Here is a 20013-nt window from a genome sequence, read left to right as displayed (position 1 = left end):
CACATGACCGTGGTCAACGGAAGACATGCGAGCCCGGAGTCCTATTTCACCCGCGCCACCGCAAGCCCGTCGTAAGCGGGAAGCATTGTGCTCTCAAGGCGCGGATCGGAAGCGAACCGGCGGTTGAATTCCCTCATCGCTTCGACCGATTTCTTCGTAACGGCCGCATCGATCGTCCGCCCCCGCATCAGAATATTATCGCCTATGATAATGGCGCCCGGGTTGGCCAGCTCGATGGCATAGTCCAGGTAAGCCGGGTAATTCACTTTATCCGCATCGATAAAAAAGAAGTCGAACTTCGCGCCTTCCTCCTTCAGCGCGGCTAAGCTTTCTACGGCGTCAGCCACCCGGTATCCGATCTTGTCCCCGAAGCCGGCCTTGGCCACGTTCTGCCGTGCCGTTTCCGCGAAGGCGGCGTTCACCTCCAGGGAGAGCACCTGTCCGCCGTCGCCAAGCCCTCTGGTTAGGCAAATGGCGCTGTAGCCGCCAAGGGCTCCGATTTCAAGCACCCGCTTGGCGCCCGTCATTCCCACGAGCATGGTGAGCAGGCGGCCATAGCCGGGAGCGACCGAAATATCGGGCATGTTATTGTCCCGAATGGCCTCTTTTACCAGCCCCAGCGCCTCATCTTCCGCATAAAGAGCTTCCAGGTATTCCTCAGGCCCCGGAGCCGCTTTCTCCGAATTCCCGTTTGTTTGATCCGTCCTTTTTTCCACGGGTCATTCCTCTTTTCTGTATATGTATTCAGAAACTGTCCTCCATGGACGGGACAGTCCTGGAACAGCCGGATCATCGGCCAAGCCAAACGCACCGTTGCGACGCGTGAACCCCATGCGTCGCAACGGCGTTGATCTGTGAGGTCATTGTATATGAAAAAACAAGCGCGTTCAACCGTCCGGAGGCTGATTTCAGCAACATTGGCATTTGTCTCCCGCGCCTCTTTCGCCTATACTTAGAAATTACACGGATACCACCCGAAAGGAAATGAAAGCATGGCTAAATTGGATTTGATCGCCACCTGTCCCATGGGGCTGGAAGCGATCGTAGCAAGAGAGGTCAAAGAGCTCGGTTACGAGGATGTAATCGTCGAGAACGGACGGGTTACCTTCACCGGGGACGAACTGGCGATTTGCCGGACGAATCTGTGGCTGCGTACCGCCGACCGCATTCTTGTCAAAATGGGGCAATTTGAAGCACGGACTTTCGATGATTTGTTTGAAGGCACCAAAGCGCTCGACTGGCCCGCCTGGATTCCCGAATACGGCGAATTCCCCGTAGAGGGCCGTTCCCATAAATCACAGCTTTCCAGCGTCCCGGCCTGCCAGGGCATCGTGAAAAAAGCCGTCGTTGAGAAAATGAAAGAACGCTACCGGACGGAATGGTTCGAAGAAGACGGCCCCCGCTATGTGATCGAGGTCGCTCTCCTTAACGACATCGCCACGCTGACGATCGATACGACGGGTCCGAGCCTGCACAAACGGGGATATCGGAAGCTTGTGACCGAAGCTCCGCTCAAAGAGACGATGGCTGCGGCTCTGGTAAACCTGAGCCGCTGGAAGCCGGACCGCCCGCTCTACGATCCGTTCTGCGGCTCCGGCACGATTCTGATCGAGGCCGCCATGTCGGGCTGGAATATCGCACCCGGCCTGCGCCGCTCCTTCCCCTCGGAGGATTGGGACATCATCGGCCAGAATCGCTGGGAGCAGGCCCGGGAAGAAGCCTATGATTCCCTGAATGACGACATTCCACTGGAAATAGCGGGCTCCGACATCGATCCGAAAGCGATTGAGGTCGCCGAGGCGGCCGCCAAAGCGGCCGGCCTTTCCAAGGAGCTGAAGTTTTACGTCGAGCCGGTAGCCAAAGCGAAGCCGCGTAGCGACTTCGGCTGCCTGATCACAAACCCGCCATACGGCGAACGGCTCGGCGAACAGAAGGAAGTGGAGCGCGTGCTGCGCCAGCTCGGACAGCTGACGGGTTCGCTTCATACATGGAGCACGTTCGTCCTGTCACCGAGCAAGCAGTTGGAGCATTATTTCACCCGTCCGGCCGACAAGCGCCGCAAGCTGTTTAACGGACGGATCGAATGCCAGCTGTATCAATATTTCGGACCGCTGCCGCCGCGCCGCCGGAATACGGAACCCGTCGAACAATAACGGCAGATTTGCGCCTGTCCGGTCTAACCGTAACCCCGTTTCGTTCATTAGCTGAACGAAACGGGGTTTTATTTTGTCCGCAGGCTGCCATGGCCCCGATTTAGCCGGAGAAACTTCGGTGAACCGTCATGCGACGCCACACCGCGCAACCGGGAACTGCAAGTAATGGGCGAAAAGTAAATACCGGGCACACGACAACGCCATTTGTGGAGCTTGAGCCCGGAAAAACCGGGCCTATATACTCATAAATCCCACAATAATGAACGAAAACAAAAAAACTTGATAAAATTTTGATAAATTCTTCCCATTTTCCTTTGGATATGGTACTATTTTCATAGGAAATAGTACCCAATCATTTCTGACAATTTTATTATTTATAGGGGGAACCGCTATGCAAGGTATTCTGGCGCTTGTCTTATTTTTTATCTCTATGCTTATGTTCGCAGCTCTCGTTCATTCGAAATCGAAAGGCCAGAACCAGCGGTTCCGCTTTCTTCATCACCCGCTGTTCCGTAAAACGGCCGTGGTCGTTTCCGTTCTCGCCTTTCTGCTCGCGGTCGTAGTCAGCCCCAAAGCGGATGAGGGCCTGCAGACCGAAGCGAAGCTTACAACAGCGGCCGTTACGGTACGATAAAGTCCGGAAAGCAAGAGTGAACATCGCAGTCATTCACCGCTCTGAACCATACCAAAAAGAATCAAAAACGGCCTCCAGCCGCCTGTATGCGGGCGAAGAGGCCGTTTTTTCTTTGTCGGATAAGCCCGGGAAACGAAACACATTTGTTTGGCGGCTATACCGACCCGGTGGCGGAGGTGTATTCGCCTTCTATCCGTTTTGTAAGCAGGTGACTCCCCCGCCAATATAAAAACGAGCTGGTGACCGTCACGACCGCCATGACCAAGAACATATTGCCGCCGATTGAGGCTAGCAGAAGACCGCCGATCCACGGGCCGACAAAATGTCCGAGGCTGGTAAGGGTCTGTGCCCCGAAGTACGTGCCCCGCATATGGTCCGGGGCGATTTTGTCCATAAGCATCGTGGATGCCGGAAAATTGAGCGTCTCCCCGATAGTGAAAACGACCATCGAAGCGATCAGCAGCAGCCAGTGGTTCGAAAGCGCGAAGCCGACGTCCCCGAGCGCGAACAGGAGATTCCCCACGACGATCGCCGTAAGCGGAGACTTCCGGTCCGCCAGCTTGGACAACGGAATCTGGAGCACGATCACGGTGACGGCATTGACGCTCATCATCGCCGCGAACAGCTTGACCCCTTGGGCAAAATTTTCGTTCACGTACTGCGACAGGGTAATGGACATCTGGGAATAGCCGATCGCGCCGATCATCCCGCCCAGCAACTGGTAGCGCAGTATCATGTCCTTGCGGACGACTCTCCATGCGGCTGCGAACGTTACCCTCTCCTTGACTTCCTTGGATACGGTCTGAACCTTGAATTTTCTCATCATAACGACAAGGAAGATTCCGTAGAACAGATACACAATCCCTGTAAGAAGGAAAGGAAGCGAGCCCTTCACCATCCCGAAGGCCGCACCCAGCAGGGGACCTACCGCCACTCCGACATTGATCGCCAGATAGCGGAGCGAGTAGACCTGCAGCCGTTTTTCTTTTTCGGTCAAATCCGCCATGAGCGCCTGAGAGACCGGCTCGTAGAACGAACGGCACAGGCCGCTGATCAGATTAAGCAGAAGAAACAGCAGAGGGTGCGTCACCAGCGAAAAGCCGACAAAGACGGCCGCCCATGTAAACAGCGCCCCCTGCATGACCGCTTTGCGGCCGATCCGGTCCGAGAGCGTCCCCCCGATAAAGCCGCCTACCGTTCCCGCCAGCGAGCTTGCGCCGATAACGAGACCGATCATCCCTTTGCTCATATCCGTTGTGGCTACGAGGTAAAGCGCCAGAAACGGCATACTCATGGAGGAAGCTGCCCGCGCCATCACTGTACCGAACAGAAGCGTGTGCACGAGCGGGTGATACGAAGATAAAAAATGCCGTATTCGATTCAAGCCAATCAGTCTCCTTCCGAACATTTCCGGGTATCCGGTCGACCGGGTAACCAGGAAGGCATTCGTTTACCTTCGGTCAATTGTTGTATATTTTTGTTATTATACACGACAATTCGTCCAGCACAACAAAAAAATCTTGCCGCCCGGTACGGACAGCAAGATCAAAGACGGAGAGCTCTAGCTCTTCCGCCGGTCGGACAAATTTTAAGCCGGACGGATAAACGATCGTCAAAATCACGCCACGTCGCTCCCGGCACGCGGTGCAGCGTCGCCTGACAAACGGCGGCTCGTGAGAGAGCTCCGTCCATGCGCCGGGTCACACGAGCAGACGCCCGTTTTCCAAAATCAGCTCGTCGTCGATATACACGCGCGGTGAGAGCACCATGAGGTCGATGTGGACGCCGGCCGCTACGGTTCCGCCAAACGTATTGTTGCTCCCGAACGCCACATGGATCGTGCCGTACACCTTCTCGTCCTCAAGTACGACGCCGGTGATCCGGGCCTTGTCGTTCGTGCCGATGCCGAACTCGCCCAGCAGCCGGCCGTCTCCGTCGCCAAGCACGGCAAGAAGAGCCTCGCCCTGCTCCCCGTCCACTCCGACAAGGCGGCCGTTCTCCACGGTCAGCGTGAGCGGAGACGTTACCTTGCCGAGCCCGGCAATGGAGCCGTCCACGAGCAGCGTGCCCGAAGCGCTCCCTTCCACCGGGGCGATGTAGCCTTCTCCCGAAGGGAGGTTGCCCGATTCGCCCGGATTCAGGTAGACGCCCGTGCTGGGCACGCCCGCTCTGCCCGCGATCGAGAAGGTGAGCGCCGTGTGCTCCTTCTCGATCTTAACCCGGCTCCCGGCGGTCAGCCGGGCGGTCACGCGCTCGGTCAGCTCGCGCACTTGGGCGTAGTCGGCCGAGATCGCCCCTTCACGGAACATATCTTCCGTGATGGTCGGCATCGTCGCCACGCGTGTGCCGCTGGCCGCCGCTTCCTTGCGCGCGCCCGTATGCGTCAGCGAGTGCTGCGTGAGGCAGATGGCCACATCCGCCTCGCGCATCGCCGCCGCAACCGGAGCAGGAGGCTCCTCGCCGGATTTCTCACGGTGCTTCATGACGACGAGGGAGGCATCCGCCCCCAGCTCCAGTCCGGCCTGATGCACATGCTCGGCAAGTTCTTGCTTATAGTCGTCGGCCACAACGACAAGCAGCTCACCCGGCTTTACGCCGAGGCTCGACTGCAGCAGCGATTTGCTGATCTCGATTAGGGAACGGTCCATAGTCATCGTTACAATCTCCTTTAAATCTTTCGGATTGCCCGGCGGCGGAATAACATGGTCGACGGCGCCAGGTCTTCTTTCGACCCGGGACGCCGCCAGCCTTCCTGCCGGCCGGAGCTGTCCCGCTATCGTATCACGCCCGGCCTTCTTCCGTCATGTCCCGAGTCATCCAGACCATCTCGTGAGCGGTTTCAAACCCTCTCTCCTCCAGCAGGCGGAGCAGATCCGTCCGGCTCGAAGGAATATGAGAAGCGCTGAACGAGGCTTCCCCGTACCCGTCCAGGACGGTCTCCAGCAGAGTCCTGAGCACGGTCTCGGGGTCCCGGTTGTCCGGCGAGGCTTCACACTGGTAAAGGGTGACACCGGCAAGTTTGCCCGAAGCTTCGTAGACGCGCATGTACAGGGCGTAGCCGGCCGGCTTGCCGTCTTCGAGCATAAACAGCGACTCTCCCGCCGTCAAGCTGGCCCAATGCCCCCGCCACGCACCCAGGGCCGGATAGAACGGCAGGAGGCCGGCGTCTCTGGCGGTGCCGTGGCGCAGCGTGTACCGACCGGCGGCATCGTTATGCCGCGCCGCTGCCGCTTTGGCCCTGCCGGCGGACCGGCCGCCATCCGGCTGCCCTGCTTCCGCTGCCGACAGGGCGCCATGCCCTCTCCGGCCTTCCTCCGGCGCGTCCGCCTGCCGCGCCGCTGAGCCGCCGGAGGCATGGGCAGACCCGCCCGCGCGTACGGCCGCTGCATCGGTCTCTGCGGCCGCCGGAGGCAGCGCATCGCCCAAGGCTCCCCGGCTCTCACCGGTCCCCTCTGACGGACCGACACCCGCAGCTCCGCCCGCTTTCCGGAGGACCAGCACCGTGTCCCGCGTGACGTATCCCACGCTTTCATAGAGAGCGATCGCCGGGGCATTGTCCGCAAACGCTTCGATCGTAGCCGTATCGACGCCTTCTTCGCGGTAAATGTCCAGCGAGGCTTCGATCAGTTTACGGCCGACTCCTTGGCCCCTGTACGCCGGAATGACTCCGGTACCCCCGTTCCAGGAAATTTTACGGCCCCCCGCCATACGAATTCCGTTCAAAACAAACCCGACCGGCTGTTCCCCGTCAAAAGCGACAATGGAATGCTGCGGCGATAATTGTTCGTACGCCTGTCTCGTCATATAGGCGCCCGGATTCGTCGTCATGTCGACAAAGTACCCGGAAAACCCGTCGTTCCATACCTGAACGGCCTGGTCAAGGGTACATTCGGATAATTTTCGGATAGCAATCATCTGTCTCTTCCTCCTCTTCCCTATGTATATCGCTATTATACCACTGGAAAGAGCCCGGTAAAAACCAGTTTTGAGCCGCTTCTCCCTCCGGAAAAACCGTGCTTTTGCGTTCAAAAGTACTAGCTTCGTCCCGGCGGGAGGCCGCAAAGGTCCTGAAAAGTTCCGCCCTGAGCAGGTTTGTGGAAAAAAACGGTTCGTCATATAATGGAAATTAGAGAGAAGGAGGAGAGAGCTCATGCGAATTGCCATCAGCGGAGGAACCGGGTTTATCGGCGGACATCTTATTGCCCATTTCAAAAAGCGGGGAGATGAACTTATTCTCATTTCCCGTTCGGCTTCCGGACATGCTTATGCGGGCGTCCAAACCGTAACCTGGTCGGAGATTGAGCATAATCCCCGGTATCTTGAAGGCACAGACGCCTGGATCAATCTGGCCGGCTCCACTATTAATCAGCGCTGGAGCGAAACCGCCAAGCGCCAGATCCTATCTTCCCGCCTGAAAACGACGGCGGCTGTCGCCTCAGCCCTAAAGGCGCTCCAAAACAAACCTCCGGTGGTCGTAAACGCTTCGGCTATGGCGATTTACGGCACATCCGAAACTCATACATACGATGAATTCAGTCCCGTCCGTGCCGACGATTTCCTGGCTGAAGTCGTAAAGGAATGGGAGGAAGCCGCCGACCGAATTCCCGCGGAACGGATCGTCAAAATCCGTACGGGTCTCGTGCTCGGAACCGACGGCGGCGCCTTCCCCAAAATGGCTCTTCCGTTCAAATTCGGCGCAGGAGGCCGGATCGGCAGCGGAAGCCAGTGGATGTCATGGATCCATATCGCGGATATGGTCGCTTTGATCGATGCCTGTATCCGCAATGAGGATATATCCGGTCCCGTGAACGCGACCGCTCCTCATCCGGTCCGCAACCGGGAATTCGCCCAAACGCTGGGCAGCGTGCTGCGGCGGCCTCATGTCCTGCCGGTCCCCGCCTTCGCCTTGAAGATTGTCCTGGGGGAGCTTTCCATGCTTCTGCTGGAAGGACAGCGCGTTCTTCCCCGCAAGCTGCTGGAGCATGAGTTCCAGTTCCGCTATCCGACGCTGGAAGAAGCGCTTCTAGAGCTGACCGGCGCCGAAAGGCCCGCTTGAACAACCGGAAGCGGGTCTTCAGCCAAATAAAAAACGGCCCGGTTCCCCGGGCCGTTTCTTTGGCTACTTCACAAACTTCTTCGCGTGCTCGATTGCTTCGTCTTCGGTCGGCGCTTTGATGTAACGGCCGTTAATAAATACGAATGCGTAGCGGGCGCAAGGTCCGCAGTATGATTTGCAGCCGACTTTGACTTCGGCATCCGATGCAAGCTTCTGAAGCTTAGGCAGCGCCGTTTTCACCCGCATATGCTTGCATTTATCGCAAATCCGGATATCGTTAGCCATTAATGATCCCCGTGATTGCCCTTGCTCGGATTCGTAATCATGAATCCTTCTTGCGGAATGTAGAAGTAATCGATCCGGATGCCGTCGAGCAGCGGCTCATCTTTCTCCAGCAGGACGTCAACATCCTTATCGGTAGAAACGACTACATCGTTATCCGTTTGTGTATCGAGACCAAGCGCATAGTGAGCGTGATCGCCGTGGTTGTGGCTTACCTGGACGCGGACCAGAAGACCCTGGTTCTCTTCTTTCTCCAGTTCGAGTTTCAAAACTTTAGCTGCGTTGCGCGAAATTTTGACGTTCATAGTGTAGTCACATCTCCTGAAAAGTTATCATTCTTACTTTTAACCTTTATTGTAAAGAAAGCTTCGCCTGAAATCAACAAGAAGTCGCAAGCCGGAGGAGGCAAAGCCGTGACAATCCGCGGCATCAACCATTTACTAGTTTCCGTTTCCGATCTGGAGCGCTCGATCCGTTTCTACCGGGAGGTGCTAGGGGCCAGACTGCTGGTGCAAGGGCGCTCCCTTGCCTATTTCGACCTGGGAGGCTTGTGGCTTGCCCTGAACACCGAGCCGGAGATTCCGCGCAATGAGATCCGCCAGTCCTATACGCATCTCGCTTTTACGGTGGACGAGAAGGATCTGCCCGCCCTCGAAGCGAAGCTTGCCGCCTGCGGGGCTCTTCTACCGGGCCGCGAACGGGACAGCCGGGACAAAAGCTCGCTCTATTTCGAAGACCCGGACGGACATAAGTTCGAATTTCACACCGGCACGCTTCAGGACAGGCTGGATTATTACCGGGCGGAAAAAGGGCACATGCGGTTTTTCGGCGATCCGACGGCGGATTAAAGGCTCCGGTAAGAGCGAACTCGCATGCCTTCCGCTTCCGGAGCATCGGCGCCGCGCCGCATGACGGACCACAGCATAATCTAATTCTGCGGCAAGGAAAATTCGTCCCGTCCGATTTGAATTTTACGCGGTTATTTTATACTATGGAATTTGGGCTTTCTTACGGGCTTTGGAAAGCTTTTTAAGCTACGCTGACCTTTATCGGGATGTCAATCGCGCACAACGGCGTCTTTTTTTGACCCGAACGAAACTAGAAGCTGCCGAAAGGTCATACTGATGAAATATACAAATCATTCGGCAGAGGAGATGTACGCTCTTATGGTAACGATTAAGACCAAAGACGAAATCGAAAAAATGCACCGCGCCGGCAAACTGCTGGCGGCATGCCACCGCGAAATCGCGAAAATGATCCGTCCGGGTGTGACCACCTGGGAAATCGACCAGTTCACGGAACAATTTCTGCACGAGAACGGCGCCACCCCGGAACAGAAAGGGTACAAAGGATATCAGTACGCAACCTGCGCCTCCGTGAACGATGTCATCTGCCACGGTTTTCCGAAGAAAGAGCCGCTGAATAACGGGGATATCGTAACCATCGATATGGTCGTCAATCTGGACGGCTGGCTCGCGGACTCCGCCTGGTCCTATGCGGTCGGCACGGTTTCCGAGGAAGCCGGCAATCTGCTTGAGACGACGAAGGAATCGCTGTACAAAGGCATCGAGCAAGCCGTCATCGGCAACCGGATCGGCGATATCGCGCATGCGATTCAAGTCTTCGCGGAAGAACGCGGCTACTCGGTCGTCCGTGATTTCACGGGCCACGGAATCGGCCAGAAGATGCACGAGGAGCCGCAGGTGCCCCACTACGGCCCGGCCGGCCGCGGCACGAGGCTCAAGGACGGCATGGTGCTGACGATTGAACCGATGCTCAATACGGGCATGTACTTCGCCACCGTGGATCTCGACGGCTGGACGGCCCGTACGGTGGACGGAAGCCTGTCCGCCCAGTATGAGCACACCATCGCCATCACGCAGGACGGACCGCTCATTCTGACTGCGCAGTAACCGCGGTTCTCCTGCAGCCGGGAGGCTGACGGGCAGCATGCCTGAAGCTTGCGACCTGTCCGTCCCCGGTTATTTTTTACCTACATACCCTGCCAAAGCATGGCAAACCTGCCCGGCAACTACCCAGTCATCCCCCACACGTCCTGCCAGCGGCCATAACGATTACGGAGGAATGCTATGATATCGTTTTACAAACGGTACTACAAAACCATCCTGGACATTGGGCTGATCGTCCTCACTGTTTTTCTGTTCATGAAATTGTTCAGCTTTATTTACGCGATCGCCACGCCGATCTTCTGGGCCTTCGTCATTTTTGCCATGATCGAGCCTCTTGCCCGCTTCCTCCATCGCAGAGGACTGAAAAAAATGCTCGCGACGACGATTTCGACGCTGCTGTTCGTTCTGGTCATCCTGGCCGTCTTCACCGGAGCGGGATTTCTGTTTACGAGCCAGATCGACAATCTGGTTACGGTACTCCCCAAGTATACCCAGATGCTTCAGGAGCAAATTACAAAACGCACGATCGATCTGCAAAACAGCATCGAGGCGCTTCCTCCCGATGTGATCGAGAAATCCAGGGAAATCGCCAATCAGATGGCGACGAAAGCGACCAGCTTCGCCACGAATTTCCTGAAAACCCTGCTTAATTTCCTGACCAGCGGCGTCATGGGACTCGTTACTTCTTTTTCTACGTTTATGCTGAATTTTGTGGTCGGCGTCATTCTGGCCTTCTTCCTTTCTCTTGAAATCGACTGGTGGAAAAAGAACGCCCGCGAAAAGACGCCCAAAACGTTCCGTAAAGCGTTCGATTTTCTTCGCGAGAACGTTATCAAGGGCATCGTAAGCTACCTGAAATCCCAGCTCATTCTCATTTCCATCACGTTCGTCATGGTTCTGGTCTCGCTCATGATTCTCGGCGTCGACAACGCCTTTACGATTTCGCTGCTGGCCGCTTTCTTCGATGTGCTGCCGCTGCTCGGCGTCTCGACCTTGTTCGTGCCGTGGATCGTGTACCACTTTATCGCGGGAAGCACGATGATGGGCGTCTGGCTGACCGTCGTGCTGGCCGTAGTCGTTCTCGTCCGGCAGGTGCTGGAGCCCAAGATTACCGGCGAGTCGCTCGGAGTATCCGCTTTTACGATGCTGTCCTTTATGATCATTTCGCTGTCCCTTTTCGGAGTCGCAGGCGTTATTCTTTCCCCGATTCTGATTATTCTGATCAAAGCGTTGTACGACCAGGGCTATCTGCGCAAGTGGATCCGTACCCCCGAGGATGAATATTGACCCGGCCCTTACAGACAAGCTTAAAGAAGAAAGAGGCCGCGGCGGCCTCTTTTTTTGTCTAGGCGTGAACAGCCGTGATATACTGAAGCCATGAGAGATATGTAAACCGGAAGGCAGGGAACTTGCGATGAATAAAGTGGCAAAAGAAATTGGAGGCTGGGCGCTTTCCCTCGGAATCGCGTTCGTCATTGCACTGGTAATCGGAATCTTCGGTATTCAGCCGACCAAGGTGCTGGGCCATTCGATGGACCCGACTCTATCCGACCAGGAACGTATTTACGTATCCAAATTGTCGCATACGCTGGGCTACGAGCCGGACTACGGGGACATCGTCATTATCGACAGCCGCGTAAACCGGGAACGTACGCTTAAGGACGACATCATGGAGCACCCCCTGTTTTCACTGCTGAGCGGGAAAGTGGACGACAACCTGTACGTCAAACGCGTCATCGGCAAAGCGGGCGATAAGCTCCAGTTCAAAGACAACAAAGTGTACCGCAACGGGCAGCCTCTGGACGAACCCTATCTCAACGAAACGATGCTGTATGAATCGAACGAGGAAATTACCGTTCCCGCGGGCCACGTGTTCGTGATGGGAGACAACCGCAACAACAGCAAAGACAGCCGCGATATCGGACCCGTTCCGCTGGATCACGTGCTGGGCATCAAGATCAACGGTTAAATCAGCTTTCTCGCTAAAAAACAGAGTTTTCCGGCTGTCCGGAAGCTCTGTTTTTTCCTTTTTTGATGTGCGGCCTATTGAGTGACCTTACATCATGTGTTATATTAAAAAGGCGGAGGTTGAAGACTTTCCGCCTCTCACCCGCATCATTCATTGCTTCCGACAACCAGCAGTCGCACCCTTAATCTTGATTGACAAGGAGTGAAGAACATGAATGCCAATCTGCACATTCCCCAAGGGGACGATACGATTCTTGTTGAAATGACCGTTAAGGAAGCCATGGCGCTCTCCGGAGAAAAGTTTCACTCGGACCATAAGGTGGAAACCGAGGCCATCAAGAAAGTCAAAAAGAGCCTGGAGAACCGTCTGATCTCGGGCGTTTCGCAATAAAACTTTTTTTAAAAGCCGACCTTGAAAGGGGTTACATGCCCGGTTCAGGGTCTTTTTTATGGGCTCGTAAGAGCGGTAAAAAGCGGTCATGAAGATCTGGAGAACCGTATATAAAATCCGCCGCGCCGCATACTAAGCATCGTGTACTTGCCTCACTTACGACCAACCCGACCGGACAGGGGGTGAACGTCAGTGTCACACAAACAACAGGGCCACGCTCGGCAAAACACGACGACCCGCACTTCCGACCGCAAGAACGGCAACGGCAAAAGCAAATAAGTCATTTCATCCTTGAAACAGGGAGGCAGCGACCGATGATTGAAAATCTCGAAAGCAATTACGATTGCGCCCACGCGGGTCTGGACCTGCACCAGTTGAAGGAAGAGCTGAACGACCTCAGAATCAGCATGATTCCGGGCTCTCTCGTGCATAACGAGAAAGTGAACCGTCTGGAGAACCAGATCCGGTTTATCGAGAACAAGTGCTCCATCCACCATGGAGACTCCGGTTCCCTGTAAGGCATTCTCATCCTTTCTGCCGAGGACCGGATTTATTCATGCCGTTTATCGCTTTGGCAGCATGCAAAAAAGCCGCGGCCGGGGGGCGCGGGGTTGAACCCGTACCCGCCGGATCGCGGCGTACAAACGTCTCCGGTACATATTCGTTCTTGATGCGGCACCGGGCTGTCCGGACCTTCCAGAGTGGATCTATCCCTCTATATTCGGATCATGCTGCCTTGCCTCCCGGCCGGTGGCGCTTGATTAATCTAAGCCTGCGGATATTTACGCTCCATCCAGCCCGTAAACCAGCTGGCGAGCATCATCGTGACCGCTATATCGTCAATCGGCATAAACGGCAGGACATCGGGAAGTACCCAGTACAGCAGCGCCGGGACTACAAAGAGTAGCTTACTGCCGATCGGTACTTGCGGAGACATCAGCAGTTTGCCCGCCCGCTTGAATACATGGCCCCAGTGGCGGAGTGACAATAGTTTTTTCACACGGGTTCCCTCCTTAGGGTGGGACATGATCCCGTAAACCGGTTGTGCGGCATCTGCACCGTGTCCCGGTCTGTAACGGAAGTCCCTACTAACCTATACGCGATACGGCTTTTTGCGTTCCAGTTTGATCCTTCTTCTGCCGTATACTCTCCTCTTACCCGTAATCGCCTTGAAAAGAACAAAGAGCATCTCGCATAAGCCGATGCTCCGTCCTTGAAAACCCTTTACATTTTGCGTTCAACTGTGCGGTTCACCGGATTGCAGCTCGCTTGTCACGGCATCCGAATCGCCGAACCGGATGTTCAATTCCACGTTCACGGGAACATGACTCCGGATTTTAAGAAACAGGCTGAGCCGCTCCAAAATCTGCGCGACCTCTTCGGCCGGGTAGGTTCCGTTTACGTTGTAGCGGAAGTTGTCCGAGATCGATAAGGCGGGGGCCGAAACGGCCGGACGATTTTCTGCCTGAACAGATTCGGGGAGGCGCCTGAAGTCGGACGGCTCGGAAGGCCGTTCCAATGATCTGCTTTGGGAACGGTAATTTGTATAGCCCATAAACTTGTTGGACGTTCTGACCGTATCGTTGTAGATGTTCAGTTTTTTCAAAATGGTATAGTAGGTTGCCGCATTGTTGAGCTTCCATGCCGACGTTATTTCGCCTACGGAATAATCTTCTTTCCACTGATTGATTAACCGTATTTGCTCCTCACGTTCCAACTCCTTGAACTGGTCGAGTGGCAGAATCCCGGACATACTATTCCTCCTATTCGGATTGGTCTTACTCTTTATCATAAAACAAAATTAATTAAACTTCAAAAACCTTTATACCTATAATCTCTACTAGTTTACCATTAAAATGCATAATTCATACAATTACTTTATATAGGTATCTTTTACCATTTTAAACGATATAAAATAAACCTTTAAAGGCCCGGACATATGTCCGGGCCTGAGTCTTCGGAATCAGTCGGTTTGTTTTTCATCCGAAATCGACACGCTTTTTAGACTCAAGTGAGTTTTCTGCGCGTCAGTATGCAGGGTACTCCTGTGCCGAGCGCCCCGGGCCGGGACATCTGTTCCAGATACCGCAGTCCCCTTGCGCACTGTTGTTTGCAAGAAGCACAGGTGGAGGATTCGACAATCCTCATCGTATACTGTGCCCTGCCGGATGATTCAATCTTCTTGCCTTTTGCTTTTCCGCTTTTTCCCGCCATCTTATTCCCTCCCCTAACACACGCCTGGTTCAGTATATGGGAACCGATTTCGGACGGATTGGACGTTTGTACCGGCGGCGGGGGCTTCTTTGCGCGTTTTACAGGGCGAGAGCCCGGACAAGCAGCCGGGCGGTTTCTTCGTAAAGCGCCGGAAACTGCTCCAGCGGGAGCGGATTGATCCCGCTTCCGAGTTCAACGGTGAATCCGGGACGCCGGAATTCGTAGATGAACCAGTCTTTGAACCCTGCATCGCTGCCCCGCAGCTTTACGCTCTTGAAGCCGCTTGCCTGCTGCAGCTTCAGGGCCAGAAATTCCGCGTCATCCGGTTCGTAGTCCCGGTAGTTCCAGTAAATTTCGCGCCCCTGCGTATGCAGGGCGACGACGTGACGGAAGCTGCGGCTGCGGGTAAAATCGGCCACGGCTATCGCTTCCGGCTCGGTCAGCGGAGCCTCGCCCGTATAGTCGCGCGGTCCGGGTCCGGTGACCGCACGGCGGGACCGCTCCTCTTCCCAGAAGGCGGGGAACTGATCGTTAAGATCGACGCCGTTGATGTTCGCTTTCCACCGGCGGAAATCAAACGACCCTCCGTTCCACTCATGGAGGGAAGCGAACAGGGGATGCGCCGGGTAGACGCCCCCGAGCACGAGCTCGACTCCGTCCGGGTTCACCATCGGCACGATCCATAAGCTCGTCTCGCGGAACAGGGCCGCCGCATCGGAGCCGTGAAGGTCCCCGCTTTGACGGACAGCCTCCGCGTACTCCTCAAGAAACTTCACCGCCGCCAGGGAGGTGATCCATTCGTTGGCGTGAAACGATGCGTTGACTTGGATCTCCCGGCTTCCGGTGCCGATGCGCACAGCGGGAATGTTGCGGCCGAGGACGCTGTGCCCAATGCATGTTTCCTCCAGAAACGGGTACCGTTCCTTCAGAAGCGTCAGATCCCGGAGCATTTCGGGATACCCGTATTCCTCGGCCGTCCGGACCACGGACCTGTCGCGGACAGCCGGCACATCTATCGTGACGCCGGGCCTGAGCACTGCCGGGTCCAAGAAGGTATTGGCCTTCCAAAGCTCTTCCCGGGATAATCCGAAGCGCAGCGACACGCTTTCCCAGGCGTCTCCCGGTTGAACCGTATATTGATGATCGAGTTTGGCGGGAATCAGGATCATCTGTCCGGGAATGACATACTCATGAAGACTCAGCTGCGGGTTCGCGGCCTTAAGCGAGACGGAATTAACGGCATACAATCTGGCGATCCGCTGCAGTGTCTCCCCCTGCTGAACGACGTGGCGAAACGGCATACCACTCATACCTCCTCAGGACAAGGCAAAGAGAAGCCGCTTTCCTTCACGCACTTGCTTCCCTGTACCGAGTTGTGAGTATATGTCTATGCCCCCTCTCCCTTCTTCATGTCCCGGGCATGCAAAAGGACCGGCGGGTTCCTGCCGATTCTGAATAGAATACGGCGGAACTTACCGGTCCTGTCGTTTGATTGCGGAATGGTTACGGACTAGACGAACGTCGGCACTTGCCACACAACCGGGGTACCGAGCAACTGCTCGCGCAGCCAAGAGCCCGTAATGTGATGGAACATCTCGGCATCGCCGCTGCAGAAAAACTGGTGTACCGGAATGTCTTTGGTCGTCGCCAGCATTCCCCGGTGATAGAGGATGGTGCTGATTTCCCGGGCGGTCTCGTCCGCGGAAGAGATCAGCGTCACTTCCGGATCGACCACACGGGCAATCGCCTCCGTCAGGAACGGATAGTGCGTGCAGCCGAGAATGAGACAATCCATGGGCTTGTCGAGCAGCGGCTGGAGGGAATCGCGCACGGTATCGACCGCTTCCTCGGAAAAGTACAATCCACGCTCCACGAGCGGTACCAGGGCCGGGCAGGCCAGCGAGTGTACCTGGATCGTGGGCGAGATGGTTTTCAGCGCTTGTTCGTACGCTTTGCTCCGGATCGTGCCTTCCGTGCCGATTACGCCGACAATACCGCTTCGCGTCGTCTTGATCGCGGCGCGCGCTCCCGGGGAAATGACGCCCAGCACCGGAATATCCAGCCGGTCGCGGATTTGCTCCAGCGCGACCGCCGTCGCGGTATTGCAGGCGATCACGATCATTTTAGGGTTAAATTGGATCAGATAATCCACAAGTTGATTCGTAAACGTGAGAACTTCATCGGCGGGTCTGGGGCCGTAAGGCGTCCGTGCCGTATCGCCGAAATAAATCACTTTCTCCTGCGGAAGCTGTCGCATAACTTCTTTTACAACGGTTAAACCTCCGACTCCGGAGTCTAGGATGGCTATCGCTTGCTGCACACTTATACGCTTCCTTTGCGAATGAAATGATTGCTTGTAAATACATGGATAGAATATGATTGCCCAAGCCGAAATGTACCTAGGTATCATACCAGATTTCCGATTCGGTGCCAACGAAAGCAGCTCCGGAGCGGCATGCGCCCGGAGCTGCAGGACTAGCTGGGAATAGGGCCGGACGAGATCCGGCAACTCCTGACATTCAGGGGTCAGCGCTTGATCTCACTAACCAGACCGAAGGAGTAGCCGGCCTTTTTCACGTCTTTCAGAATGCGGTCCAGCGCTTCCATGTTTTCTTTGGAGCCCTGGTGCATGAGGATGATATTGCCCGGATGCAGGTTGTTCATGATATCGTTGTAAGGATCCTCGGCTCCGTTGGCGCGGGGTTCCCAGTCACGCATCGCGGTCGACCAGAAAACGGAGGTATACCCCATATCCGAAGTCAGATCGAGCAGATGCGTGCTGTATTTCCCGTACGGAAAGCGGAAATATTTGACGACATCCTGTCCGGTAATGCTTTTGTACAGCTTCTCGAAATCGGTAATTTCTTTACGCACCTGCTCATCGCTCAGCGTATTCATATCTTTGTGCGTCATCGTATGATTGGCCACGAGATGGCCATCCGCTACCAGTTGCTTGATAAAATCGGGATGGGCCTTGACGTTGTTGCCCGAAATGAAGAAGTTCGCCTTCACGTTGTTCTCTTTAAGCGTCTTCAAAAGTTTCGCGGTATCCCCCATCGGACCGCCGTTGTCTATGGTCAGGTAAACGTTTTTGCCCTGTCCGACCCAGACGGCTTTCTCTTTGGCGGTAAAGGATTTCGTTTCTTTCGGAAAATCCGGCACCTGGCCTTTCGGCTTTTTCATGTAATACCACGACAGAGCCTGACGGCTGGCGCCGCTTTCGCCCTTCGGCTGCGGAGACGGTTTCGCGGTCCCCGGGGAAGCGGAAGGTTTTGCCGATGGAGCAGCGGAAGGTGCGGCCGACGGCGAAGCCTTGACCGCGGACGAAGGCGCGGGAGAATCTCCCGGCGCAGCCGATGCGGATGGAGACGCGGAAGGCTTCGGGCTGCCTGCCGGCGTTTTTTCAGGAGCCGGTGACGGTGCAGTAGTCGGAGATGCGGAAGCGCCGGCTGTCGCCGCCGGAGATTGGACAGGACTTCCGGAATTTGATACGTTGGAATTGCCTGCGCATCCGGCGGCCAGTATGCCGGAAAGCAGCAGAACGGCGGAAGCCGCAGCGGTTTTTTTCATGGTATCACCTAGATTTCCTAAAATGTGAGGCTAATCTTTCCTTTTCGACAACAGGCTGAGGAATCCTTGCTCGAAACTGTGTTTTAAACGTAAACGGAACAAATAGTTCCACCATCAAACAGGGACCTGCCGGGTCCCGCCGACAAAGGGGCGATTGCGATGCTTATCGACGAACTTAAGCAAAAAGCAGCCGTGACCGGTTCCGTACCGGCACACTTCAACTTGATCATCGAGGACATCCATGAACCGGAAGACGGAGAGACAGAGGTCCTGTTTGTCTGGCAGGAGCCATCCGGGGAGAGCGGAATCTCCGTCACTCTTGATGCGGCCGGCAGGCTGCTCTCCTACTCCGTAGACGAAGAGCTGTGCAAGGAAGCCGCTCCGATCGGCGAGGAGGCTTTGAGGGAACGGGCACGGTCTTTCTTCCTCTCCCAACGTCCGGAAGCTGCGGACAGGTTTCTCCTGACGGAGTCCCGGTTCGGGGAACGCAGCGTTTTCTTCCAATGGGCGCAGACCGCCCTCGATCTTCCGCTTCCCCAGACAGGCGCCTTTATGCGGCTTACCTTATCGGGAGAGGTAACCAGTTTCACCTACAAAGGGACGGCGGCCTCGCCTCCTCTCCCCGCCTCTCTGGCGCAGCCGGAACGGCTCCGGCAGCAGCTAGCCGAAACCGTGCGGATGAGTCTTGCGATCGTCAAGCTCATCCCGGCATTATATGCGGGCGGCGACGACCGGCTCCGTCTCGTTTATCAGCCGGAACCCGGCTACCGGCGTTTCGACGCCGCGACGGGTCTGGCGCAGGGGACGGATGCTGAGGCGGAAGAGGAACACGAGGCTTACAAGGCGTACGAGTTATCGCCGGAGGAGACCGATGATTCGCTGGGCAGTCTTGAAGAGCTCATCGGCATTTCCACCTATCCCCTCGTAAGAGACAGGGAAAGGGATATGGACGAGAACCTCAAAGGAATCGTCTGGCACGCTGCGGATCGGGAGGAAAATCCGGCAGACCTCTCGCTGGACGGCTATTTCCGCAGAAGGATGGAAGACACGGTGAAAGCGACCGCAGACAAGGACACCGGGCGCCTTCGCTCCTTCATTTGGATGATCCGCCGACCGGGGAAGCTTGCGCTCTCGTACGAAGAATGTTTGGAGCGGGCGGACGCTTTTCTGCGCAAAGCGATGCATGACTGGCTGCAAGTGCCGGGTCTCGCTTTTTATTTACAGGAAAAAAGCGACGAGGATGCCGGGTCGGAATCGGAAGGCCAGCTCCGGTACTTTTTTACGTGGCAGCTCCGCTATGAAGACGTTCCTCTCTATTTGCAGTTCGTGACGCTATGCGTGAATGCTTCCACCGGATATGTGGACCGGTTCTCGGGAACCGACTGGAATCCGGAAGAAATCCGGAATCTTGCTCCTGCTGCGAAGCTGAATGCAGACGAAGCTCATCGGCTCTACGTGGAAGCAGTGGACTTCAAGCTGGAGTGGGAGCGGGATTATGACGCCGAAACGCCCGAAGGCGCCTACAATCTTCTGTATACGCCCATCCTCAAGGGAAGCGGGCGGAGCCGGATCGCTTTTATCGATGCCGCAAACGGCGAGTTTGTGACCCAGGCGTAATCTGTCCGCTGCTTCCTCGTTTCGCTTAGGAAGACTTGGATAGCAAAAAGCCGGCTCCCTTTCAGGGAGCCGGCTGTTCAGCTTTGGCCGGGATCGGCCCGGATGTGCGGATGCGCGGATGTCCGTTTCGCCGTTCCATCTTACGGACCCGCTCACCGTGCTGCCGGTGCGGTTAAACGCCGCATGGCGGCGGTCAACGCCGGATTCAGGATTTCGGG

Annotated in this window: 21 protein-coding genes; 10 read left to right on the top strand and 11 right to left on the bottom strand. The window is 55.9% G+C overall.

All coding sequences use genetic code 11. The features are described 5' to 3' along the window. Positions 1–41: 41 nt before the first annotated feature. Entirely contained in the window at positions 42–716 is a 675-nt protein-coding gene (locus ABH899_RS06595; protein WP_369994993.1) for an O-methyltransferase, read from the bottom strand. A 276-nt stretch (positions 717–992) separates the two neighbouring features. Between ABH899_RS06595 and ABH899_RS06590 the strand changes: the two genes are divergently transcribed. Together ABH899_RS06590 and ABH899_RS06585 are read left to right on the top strand one after the other, a co-directional pair. Beyond that, the gene (locus tag ABH899_RS06590) at positions 993–2153 is read left to right on the top strand and encodes a THUMP domain-containing class I SAM-dependent RNA methyltransferase (protein WP_369994991.1); all 1161 of its coding nucleotides are present in this window, start codon (positions 993–995) and stop codon (positions 2151–2153) included. A 391-nt stretch (positions 2154–2544) separates the two neighbouring features. Further along, the gene (locus tag ABH899_RS06585) at positions 2545–2787 is read left to right on the top strand and encodes a hypothetical protein (protein ID WP_369994988.1); all 243 of its coding nucleotides are present in this window, start codon (positions 2545–2547) and stop codon (positions 2785–2787) included. A gap of 154 nt (positions 2788–2941) precedes the next feature. Here the strand turns inward: ABH899_RS06585 and ABH899_RS06580 are convergent, their stop codons facing one another. The 3 genes from ABH899_RS06580 to ABH899_RS06570 form a co-directional block, all read right to left on the bottom strand. After that, complete coding sequence (locus ABH899_RS06580) at positions 2942–4171, bottom strand: MDR family MFS transporter (RefSeq protein WP_009674979.1); 1230 nt, start codon at positions 4169–4171, stop codon at positions 2942–2944. Positions 4172–4487: 316 nt separating this feature from the next. Further along, a complete protein-coding gene (locus tag ABH899_RS06575; protein WP_369995150.1) occupies positions 4488–5435 on the bottom strand; it encodes an aminopeptidase in 948 nt (315 codons plus the stop codon). Between the two features lie 133 nt (positions 5436–5568). Continuing rightward, entirely contained in the window at positions 5569–6702 is a 1134-nt protein-coding gene (locus tag ABH899_RS06570) for a GNAT family N-acetyltransferase (protein ID WP_369994986.1), read from the bottom strand. A 235-nt stretch (positions 6703–6937) separates the two neighbouring features. On the opposite strand from ABH899_RS06570, the gene ABH899_RS06565 reads away from it, so the two are divergent. Continuing rightward, complete coding sequence (locus ABH899_RS06565; protein ID WP_369994984.1) at positions 6938–7843, top strand: TIGR01777 family oxidoreductase; 906 nt, start codon at positions 6938–6940, stop codon at positions 7841–7843. Between the two features lie 63 nt (positions 7844–7906). Here the strand turns inward: ABH899_RS06565 and ABH899_RS06560 are convergent, their stop codons facing one another. Both ABH899_RS06560 and ABH899_RS06555 read right to left on the bottom strand, forming a co-directional pair. Further along, positions 7907–8128 carry a YuzB family protein gene (locus tag ABH899_RS06560; RefSeq protein WP_009676710.1) on the bottom strand — a complete coding sequence of 74 codons (222 nt, stop codon included), beginning with the start codon at positions 8126–8128 and terminating at the stop codon, positions 7907–7909. Beyond that, positions 8128–8430: a heme biosynthesis protein HemY gene (locus tag ABH899_RS06555; RefSeq protein ID WP_009676739.1), complete on the bottom strand. Its 303-nt coding sequence runs from the start codon at positions 8428–8430 to the stop codon at positions 8128–8130. Before ABH899_RS06555 ends, ABH899_RS06560 begins: the two co-directional genes overlap by 1 nt. A 108-nt stretch (positions 8431–8538) precedes the next feature. Here ABH899_RS06555 and fosB point away from each other — a divergent pair, with 108 nt between their 5' ends. From fosB to ABH899_RS06525, 6 genes are all read left to right on the top strand, one after another. Then, positions 8539–8973, top strand: coding sequence for a metallothiol transferase FosB (gene fosB, locus ABH899_RS06550; RefSeq protein WP_369994982.1), 435 nt, complete (start codon positions 8539–8541; stop codon positions 8971–8973). Between the two features lie 318 nt (positions 8974–9291). Continuing rightward, positions 9292–10038 carry a type I methionyl aminopeptidase gene (gene map, locus ABH899_RS06545; RefSeq protein WP_009676742.1) on the top strand — a complete coding sequence of 249 codons (747 nt, stop codon included), beginning with the start codon at positions 9292–9294 and terminating at the stop codon, positions 10036–10038. 177 nt (positions 10039–10215) lie between these two features. Beyond that, a complete protein-coding gene (gene ytvI, locus ABH899_RS06540; protein ID WP_369994980.1) occupies positions 10216–11322 on the top strand; it encodes a sporulation integral membrane protein YtvI in 1107 nt (368 codons plus the stop codon). Between the two features lie 127 nt (positions 11323–11449). Beyond that, positions 11450–12004 (top strand): signal peptidase I, encoded by a 555-nt coding sequence (gene lepB / locus ABH899_RS06535; RefSeq protein WP_009676743.1) that lies wholly within the window; start codon positions 11450–11452, stop codon positions 12002–12004. Between the two features lie 210 nt (positions 12005–12214). Next, positions 12215–12394 (top strand): hypothetical protein, encoded by a 180-nt coding sequence (locus tag ABH899_RS06530; RefSeq protein ID WP_369994977.1) that lies wholly within the window; start codon positions 12215–12217, stop codon positions 12392–12394. Between the two features lie 314 nt (positions 12395–12708). Further along, the gene (locus ABH899_RS06525) at positions 12709–12912 is read left to right on the top strand and encodes a hypothetical protein (protein WP_042230916.1); all 204 of its coding nucleotides are present in this window, start codon (positions 12709–12711) and stop codon (positions 12910–12912) included. A 248-nt stretch (positions 12913–13160) separates the two neighbouring features. Here the strand turns inward: ABH899_RS06525 and ABH899_RS06520 are convergent, their stop codons facing one another. The 5 genes from ABH899_RS06520 to ABH899_RS06500 form a co-directional block, all read right to left on the bottom strand. Further along, positions 13161–13421: a hypothetical protein gene (locus tag ABH899_RS06520; protein WP_369994975.1), complete on the bottom strand. Its 261-nt coding sequence runs from the start codon at positions 13419–13421 to the stop codon at positions 13161–13163. A 210-nt stretch (positions 13422–13631) separates the two neighbouring features. Next, the gene (locus ABH899_RS06515) at positions 13632–14147 is read right to left on the bottom strand and encodes a hypothetical protein (protein ID WP_009676709.1); all 516 of its coding nucleotides are present in this window, start codon (positions 14145–14147) and stop codon (positions 13632–13634) included. A 559-nt stretch (positions 14148–14706) separates the two neighbouring features. Then, entirely contained in the window at positions 14707–15909 is a 1203-nt protein-coding gene (locus ABH899_RS06510; protein ID WP_369994972.1) for a M14 family zinc carboxypeptidase, read from the bottom strand. Between the two features lie 209 nt (positions 15910–16118). Then, complete coding sequence (gene racE / locus ABH899_RS06505) at positions 16119–16928, bottom strand: glutamate racemase (RefSeq protein ID WP_009676736.1); 810 nt, start codon at positions 16926–16928, stop codon at positions 16119–16121. A 206-nt stretch (positions 16929–17134) separates the two neighbouring features. After that, positions 17135–18178: a delta-lactam-biosynthetic de-N-acetylase gene (locus tag ABH899_RS06500; RefSeq protein WP_369994970.1), complete on the bottom strand. Its 1044-nt coding sequence runs from the start codon at positions 18176–18178 to the stop codon at positions 17135–17137. A gap of 159 nt (positions 18179–18337) precedes the next feature. On the opposite strand from ABH899_RS06500, the gene ABH899_RS06495 reads away from it, so the two are divergent. After that, positions 18338–19795, top strand: coding sequence for a YcdB/YcdC domain-containing protein (locus tag ABH899_RS06495; protein ID WP_369994968.1), 1458 nt, complete (start codon positions 18338–18340; stop codon positions 19793–19795). The last annotated feature ends 218 nt before the right edge of the window (positions 19796–20013 follow it).

This window comes from Paenibacillus sp. RC84 (genome assembly GCF_041260495.1).
Taxonomy (GTDB): Bacteria; Bacillota; Bacilli; order Paenibacillales; family NBRC-103111; genus Paenibacillus_F.
Note: the sequence above shows the minus strand (reverse complement) of the source record. Positions and strands in the feature narration are given on the sequence as shown.